At 62.9% G+C, this 6,707-nt stretch carries 7 protein-coding genes and 1 tRNA gene; all 8 read left to right on the top strand.

What is annotated here, in order from left to right; all coding sequences use genetic code 11:
• Positions 1-187: 187 nt before the first annotated feature.
• The 8 genes from C0Z19_RS26630 to C0Z19_RS26595 all read left to right on the top strand — a co-directional run bounded on the left by C0Z19_RS26630 (position 188) and on the right by C0Z19_RS26595 (position 6,589).
• Positions 188-264 (top strand) — tRNA-Met (locus C0Z19_RS26630).
• Positions 265-671: 407 nt separating this feature from the next.
• Complete coding sequence (locus tag C0Z19_RS26625) at positions 672-2,063, top strand: L-lactate MFS transporter (protein WP_102612838.1); 1,392 nt, start codon at positions 672-674, stop codon at positions 2,061-2,063.
• A 10-nt stretch (positions 2,064-2,073) separates the two neighbouring features.
• Entirely contained in the window at positions 2,074-2,205 is a 132-nt protein-coding gene (locus C0Z19_RS26620; protein WP_102612837.1) for an MFS transporter small subunit, read from the top strand.
• A gap of 150 nt (positions 2,206-2,355) precedes the next feature.
• Positions 2,356-2,901 carry an NUDIX hydrolase gene (locus C0Z19_RS26615; RefSeq protein WP_102612836.1) on the top strand — a complete coding sequence of 182 codons (546 nt, stop codon included), beginning with the start codon at positions 2,356-2,358 and terminating at the stop codon, positions 2,899-2,901.
• Between the two features lie 17 nt (positions 2,902-2,918).
• Positions 2,919-3,656, top strand: a complete 738-nt coding sequence (aat, locus tag C0Z19_RS26610) for a leucyl/phenylalanyl-tRNA--protein transferase (RefSeq protein WP_102612835.1) — start codon at positions 2,919-2,921, stop codon at positions 3,654-3,656.
• Positions 3,657-3,722: 66 nt separating this feature from the next.
• A complete protein-coding gene (locus tag C0Z19_RS26605; RefSeq protein ID WP_102612841.1) occupies positions 3,723-4,508 on the top strand; it encodes an arginyltransferase in 786 nt (261 codons plus the stop codon).
• Positions 4,509-4,654: 146 nt separating this feature from the next.
• Positions 4,655-5,692, top strand: coding sequence for a quinone-dependent dihydroorotate dehydrogenase (locus tag C0Z19_RS26600; protein ID WP_102612834.1), 1,038 nt, complete (start codon positions 4,655-4,657; stop codon positions 5,690-5,692).
• 96 nt (positions 5,693-5,788) lie between these two features.
• Entirely contained in the window at positions 5,789-6,589 is an 801-nt protein-coding gene (locus C0Z19_RS26595; protein WP_102612833.1) for a transporter substrate-binding domain-containing protein, read from the top strand.
• Positions 6,590-6,707: the final 118 nt, after the last annotated feature.

Raw genomic sequence — 6,707 nt, 5'->3', positions numbered from 1 at the left:
TCACCCGTTGCCGCTCTCGTTCCTTCGCGCTCATCGACACTAGCCCTTCCACCGTGCCGCCCCCTCACGAACCAAAAGGGGACATTTGTACTTTGTTGGAAGGGGACATTACGACTTTGGGCTAACACGTCGCCAAATTCGGTTGCACGGCCCCGTGGTTTCCCCTATACTCTCATCTTTCGACGGACGCGGGGTGGAGCAGTCTGGCAGCTCGTCGGGCTCATAACCCGAAGGTCGTAGGTTCAAATCCTACCCCCGCAACCAAAGCCGCAAACCCGAGTATCAACGTGCGTCATTGTCTTGTCGCCACGGTGTTGCCGCCCAGCCAGAAAAAATAGTCAACCGCGCGTCAGAATACTGGCGTAGCCGGAGTGGAATGAAAATCGGCTGTTCCAGCACATTTCGTCCACACAGCAAAGATACCGAAGCCCAATCTCAGGATTGGGCTTTTTTGTTTTTGTTCTGCGCATCGGATGCGCCCGTCCCATTTACCGGGTCCGCCTCCGTCACAACCCTTTATGCATTGGCTTTTCCTATTGCGCGGCTCCCCCGCCGCTCATATCGTTGAGCGCGCAACATAAGAAAGACAATTCGCCGAGCAGGGTCCGACGAAAAATGGTCCGGCCGGCTGCCCCACAACAACGACATATTTGGAGACCCCAGTGAGCAGCATGACCGATCAAACCGGCCTTGCCGGACCGCCGCGTTTCTTTTCGAAACAAGCCACCGTCGCCGCGCCCGGTTTCTCACGCTGGATGGTCCCGCCCGCCGCGCTCGCCGTCCATCTTTGTATCGGCCAGGCTTACGCATTCTCTGTGTTCAACGGGCCGTTGACGAAGGTCATCGGCATTACCCAATCGGCGCCCAATGACTGGTCGCTCACAACGCTCGGCTGGATCTTTTCGCTTGCCATCGTCTTTCTGGGCCTCTCGGCCGCGTTCGCCGGCAAGTGGCTCGAGCACGTGGGGCCGCGTCGCACGATGTTTACGGCCGCATGCTGCTTTGGCGGCGGCTTCCTCGTCTCGGCGGTCGGCGTCTGGTTCCATGAAATTGCATTGCTGTATTTGGGATACGGTGTGATCGGCGGCATCGGGCTCGGCCTCGGATACGTCTCGCCCGTCTCGACTCTGATCCGCTGGTTCCCCGATCGTCGCGGGATGGCGACAGGGATGGCAATCATGGGCTTCGGCGGCGGCGCGATGATCGCGGCGCCGCTGTCGGTCGCGCTGATGAACCACTTCAAGAGCGCAACGAGCGTTGGGGTGGCCGAGACGTTCGTCGTGCTCGGCATCGCCTACTTCATCTCGATGTCGATCGGTGCGCTGGCGATCCGCGTGCCCGCGCCCGATTGGCGGCCGGCCGGCTGGACGCCGCCCGACACGCAGCACAAGATGATCACGCGCAATCATGTCCACATCGATCGCGCGTTGACCACGCCGCAGTTCTATCTCGTCTGGCTCGTCCTTTTCTTGAACGTGACCGCCGGCATCGGCATTCTCGGGCAAGCCTCGGTCATGATCCAGGAAAGCTTCAAGAACACGGTGACGGCGTCGACGGCCGCGGGCTTTGTCGGCCTGCTCTCGCTGTTCAATATGGGCGGACGCTTCGTGTGGGCGTCATCGTCCGACAAGCTCGGCCGCAAGAACACTTACTTCGTGTTCTTTGCGCTCGGCGCAGTGCTCTACTACTTCGTGCCGACCTTCGCGACCTCCGGCAACATCGCGCTGTTCGTGCTGTCGTATTGCGTGATTCTGTCGATGTACGGCGGCGGCTTCTCGACGGTGCCGGCCTATCTGGCCGACCTGTTCGGCACCGCGTTTGTCGGCGGCATCCACGGACGTCTGCTGACGGCCTGGGCCGCCGCGGGCGTCGCGGGGCCCGTGCTCGTCAACTACATCCGCGCCTACGAAGTCGCGCACGGCGTCGCCAAAGCGGACGCGTACACGATGACGGTCCATATCATGGCCGTGCTGCTCGTCGTGGGCTTCATCTGCAATCTGCTCGTCAAACGCGTCGACGCGAAGCATCACATGAGCGACGCGGAACTCGCCGCAGAGCGCTAAGGAGACCTTCATGGAAAACACGACTCAAACCACGCGGAAGACAAGCGCCGCCAGCCTCTTCGTCTTCTGGGCCTACGTGTTGATTCCTTTGACCTGGGGCGTCGTCAACACGCTGACTCAGGCGATGAAATTGTTCGGCTGAGCCTCGACCGGGCAACCGCTTGACACGAAGCCGGGCCGCGCGCCCGGCTTTTTTCGTGCTGTCGATTGCCGTGCGTCCGAACATGCGTCAGCGCACGGCATGCGGCGCGCCCGGTGATACACTCGCATCACTCCGTTCCGCGCGCTTCTTATGAAATTTTGCTCCGTCTGCGGCCAAGCAGTCAGCTTACGCATTCCGCCCGGCGACAACCGCGAGCGATTCGTCTGCGAAGGCTGTGGCGCTGTCCATTATCAGAATCCCCGCAACGTCGTGGGCACCGTTCCCGTGTGGGAAGACAAGGTGCTGTTGTGCCGGCGCGCCATCGAGCCGCGCTACGGCTATTGGACGCTGCCCGCCGGCTTCATGGAAATGGGCGAAACCACGGCCGAAGCCGCTGCGCGGGAAACGCTCGAAGAAGCCGGCGCTCGCGTGGAAGTGCAGCATCTCTTTTCGCTGTTGAACGTACCGCACGTTCACCAGGTGCATCTGTTCTATCTCGCGCGCCTGCTCGATCCGGACATCGCAGCCGGAGAGGAGAGCCTGGAGGTGCGGCTGTTCGACGAAAGCGAAATTCCCTGGGAAGACATCGCGTTCCCGACCGTCGGACAGACGCTGCGCTTTTTCTTCGCCGATCGCTCGGCGGGCAACTACGGGCTGCATACGGGCGACATCTTCCGGTCGCTGCGCGACGGCTGATCGGCCCAGGCGCACGCATGGTCCCCTGGCTCGGCCCCGACGATCCGTTTCCGCCTGTCGAGCGCGCGCTCGGCCCCGAGAGCGGCGCGCCCGGCTTGCTCGCCGCGAGTTCGGACTTGCTGCCGTGGCGCGTCGTCGATGCCTATCGCCAGGGCATCTTTCCCTGGTATTCGGACGGCCAGCCCGTGCTGTGGTGGAGCCCCGACCCGCGCATGATCCTGGCGCCTCGTGAATTCAAGCTGTCCCCGTCGTTTCGCAAAACGCTCAAACGCGTGCTGCGCGATCCACGCTGGGAGATCCGCGTCGATGCCGACTTCCCCGCCGTCATGCGCAATTGCGCACAAGCGCCTCGTCGCGGCCAGCGCGGCACGTGGATCACGGCGGAGATCATCGACGCCTACGCGTCGCTGCATGGCGCCGGCAATGCGCATAGCGTGGAAGCCTGGCTCGACGGGCAGCGCGTGGGTGGCCTCTACGGCGTGTCGCTGGGCCGAATGTTCTTCGGCGAATCGATGTTCGCCCATGTGAGCGATGCGTCGAAAATAGCGTTCGCGGGACTCGTGGGTCACCTGCGCCGTCACGAAATAGAAATGATAGACTGCCAGCAGAACACGCCGCATCTGGCGTCCCTTGGCGGGCGCGAGATCGCGCGCAAGGCGTTCGTCGCTCACGTGCGCACCGCTGTCGCTGGGGCCCCGATCCCGTGGCGCTTCGACAAAACGGCACTGCTCGAACTCCTGCCGCGTGCGGCGTAGAGAGCACTCGCGCCGCTCGGCCTTGATCGAAGCGGCCCGAACGAGACAATGCATCGAGAGCCGCCGATGACTCACCCGAATGAGCTGCCGCTTTCACCGCTTTCCGCACTGCAGTTTTACGCGACCGCGCCCTATCCCTGCAGTTACCTGGAAGGCCGCATTGCGCGCTCGCAAGTCGCGACGCCCAGTCATCTCATCAATTCCGACGTTTATACCGAACTCGTCAAGGCCGGTTTCCGGCGCTCTGGCGTGTTCACCTACCGGCCGTACTGCGAAGGCTGTCGCGCCTGCGTCCCTGTGCGCGTGCCCGTGGCTTCATTCAACCCGAATCGTACGCAGCGGCGCGTCTGGAGGCGTCATGGGTCGCTCGTCGCATCGGTCGCGCCATTGCACTACGAGGAAGAGCATTACTCGCTCTACATGCGCTATCAGGCCGCGCGTCATGCCGGCGGCGGCATGGACCGCGACAGCCGCGATCAATACGAGCAGTTCCTGCTGCACAGCAGAATCAACTCGCGCCTCGTCGAATTCCGCGAGCCGATCGATGCGCCGCACGACGCGGGCGTGCTGCGCATGGTCAGCATGATCGACATCCTGGGCGACGGGCTCTCGTCGGTCTACACGTTCTTCGAACCCGAGGCCGAGCACACGAGTTACGGCACCTATAACATCCTGTGGCAGATCGAGCAGGCCAGAAGCCTGGGGCTGCCGCACGTCTATCTCGGGTACTGGATTCGCGAGAGCGCGAAGATGGCCTATAAATCGAACTTCCGGCCGCTCGAAGGACTCGTCGATGGGCAATGGACACCATTGCGCGCGAGGGGCGCCGATGTCGATCCCACCCAAAGCTGATCCACGCTCGATGACGGTTCGACGACGAGCGCCCGACTCGACGCGGCGATCGCGCTCACCGGCGAGCACAGGCCCGGCCGCCGGCCGGTACGATCGCCGAAGCCGCTAGAATAGCGGGTTATCATTTTTTGCCATTGCCCGCTCCCGTGCTCAGCTCCCTCTACCCGCTCGTCCGTGCCGGACTCTTTCGCATGGATGCGGAAGACGCGCACCATCTCACACTTGGCGTGCTCGGCGCCGCCGGCCGCACCGGACTAGCCCGTCTGCTTGCCGCGCGCGTGCCCGACCTGCCGCGCACCGTCATGGGCATTCCGTTTCGCAATCCCGTGGGCCTCGCGGCCGGGCTCGACAAGGACGGCGCCTGCATCGACGGCCTCGCAGCGCTGGGCTTCGGCTTCATCGAAGTCGGCACGGTCACACCGCGAGCGCAACCGGGCAATCCGCGCCCCCGCATGTTCCGGCTGCCGGCCGCAGGCGCCCTCATCAACCGCATGGGTTTCAATAACGGCGGCGTCGACCAGTTCGTCCAGAACGTGCAGGCCGCGCGCTATCGTGGCCCGCTTGGCCTGAACATCGGCAAGAACGCCGATACGCCGATCGAACGCGCCGCCGACGATTATCTGTACTGCCTCGAACGCGTCTACCCGTTCGCGAGCTATGTGACGATCAACATTTCCTCGCCGAACACGAAGAATCTGCGGCAATTGCAGGGGGCCAACGAGCTCGATGCACTGATCGGCGCGCTCAAGGACAAGCAGCAACGTCTGGCCGATCTGCACGGCAAGCTCGTGCCGCTCGCGCTGAAGATCGCGCCCGATCTCGACGACGAGCAGGTCAAAGCAATCGCCGACACGCTGCTGCGTCACGGCATCGAAGGCGTGATCGCGACGAACACGACGCTCGCGCGCGGCGCCGTCATGGGCATGGCGTATGCGAATGAGACCGGCGGTCTGTCAGGCAAGCCCGTCTTCGACGCGTCGAACAATGTCATCGCGAAACTGCGCGCCGAATTCGGCGATGCCGTCGCCATCATCGGTGTGGGCGGCGTGTTTTCGGGCGAAGATGCGGTGGCCAAGCTCGCAGCAGGCGCGTCGCTCGTCCAGCTCTACACCGGCTTCATCTATCGCGGCCCGGCGCTCATCGGCGAATGCGTCGACGCGATTGCACACACGGCTCGCATATAGACATAAACAAACGGTATTTTCGACGCGATTGCCCCTTCGCTATCATCGCTGCACGCGAGAAAGCCCATCGGGGAGCTTTCCAAGGAGAACAAGACCATGAAGTTCGCATCGCTGAAAAAGATTCTGACCGTTGGCCTGATCGGCCTGACCTGCCTGGCCGCTACGGCGCATGCCGAGGATTTGCTCGATCAGGTCAAAGCGCGCGGGACGTTACGCGTCGGCCTGGAAGGCACGTTCCCCCCGTTCAACTCGAAAGATCCGAAGACGGGCGACCTGGTCGGGTTCGACGTCGACATCGCGAAGGCCGTCGCGGCCAAGCTCGGTGTGAAGCCTGAGTTCATCACCACCGAGTGGAGCGGGATCATCGCCGGCCTGCAGGCGGGCAAGTTCGACGTCATCGTCAATCAGGTGGGCGCGACTGACGCGCGCAAGCAAGTGCTCGATTTTTCGCCGGGATACACGTTTTCCGGTGCGGAGCTGATTCAGCGCAAGGACGATACGCGCCAGTTCGCCTCGCTTGAAGACCTGAAAGGCAAGAAGCTCGGTGTCGGTCTCGGGACGAACTACATGGACATGGCGAAGTCCGTGCCCGGCATCGATGTCAAGACCTACCCCGGCGCGCCCGAATACCTACGCGATCTCGCAGCCGGGCGGCTCGACGCCGCGCTGAACGACAAGCTGATGCTGGCTTATCTCATGAAGACGTCGGACCTGCCGCTCAAACGCGGTGCGATGGTCGGCACGGCCAACCCCTCGGCGATCCCGTTCAAAAAGGGCAACCCGAAGTTCGCCAAGGCAATCGATGACGCCATGACGCAACTCGAAGCCGACGGCACGTTCACGAAAATCTCCGAGAAGTGGTTCGGCATCGACGTGACCAAGCCCGCTGCGAAGTGATGGGGCGAGCCGAACGCCCGTGAAGCAGGGTAAATCGGGCCAGTCGTATCAGGGCGGCGTCGCACGGATGCCGCCCTTGCTTTTTTGAGGTGCGCTTTTTGCGGAGCGCATCTTTTCG

The organism is Trinickia soli, assembly GCF_002879855.1.
GTDB lineage: Bacteria > Pseudomonadota > Gammaproteobacteria > Burkholderiales > Burkholderiaceae > Trinickia > Trinickia soli.
The sequence above is the reverse complement of the archived record's forward strand: the minus strand, read 5'-3'. Positions and strand labels throughout refer to the sequence as shown.

What these genes read in the sequence shown, in the direction of transcription:
- C0Z19_RS26625 (WP_102612838.1), top strand. Translation starts at nt 672, where the DNA reads ATGACCGATCAAACCGGCCTTGCCGGACCGCCGCGTTTCTTTTCGAAA.
- C0Z19_RS26620 (WP_102612837.1), top strand. Translation starts at nt 2,074, where the DNA reads ATGGAAAACACGACTCAAACCACGCGGAAGACAAGCGCCGCCAGCCTC.
- C0Z19_RS26615 (WP_102612836.1), top strand. Translation starts at nt 2,356, where the DNA reads ATGAAATTTTGCTCCGTCTGCGGCCAAGCAGTCAGCTTACGCATTCCG.
- aat (WP_102612835.1), top strand. Translation starts at nt 2,919, where the DNA reads ATGGTCCCCTGGCTCGGCCCCGACGATCCGTTTCCGCCTGTCGAGCGC.
- C0Z19_RS26605 (WP_102612841.1), top strand. Translation starts at nt 3,723, where the DNA reads ATGACTCACCCGAATGAGCTGCCGCTTTCACCGCTTTCCGCACTGCAG.
- C0Z19_RS26595 (WP_102612833.1), top strand. Translation starts at nt 5,789, where the DNA reads ATGAAGTTCGCATCGCTGAAAAAGATTCTGACCGTTGGCCTGATCGGC.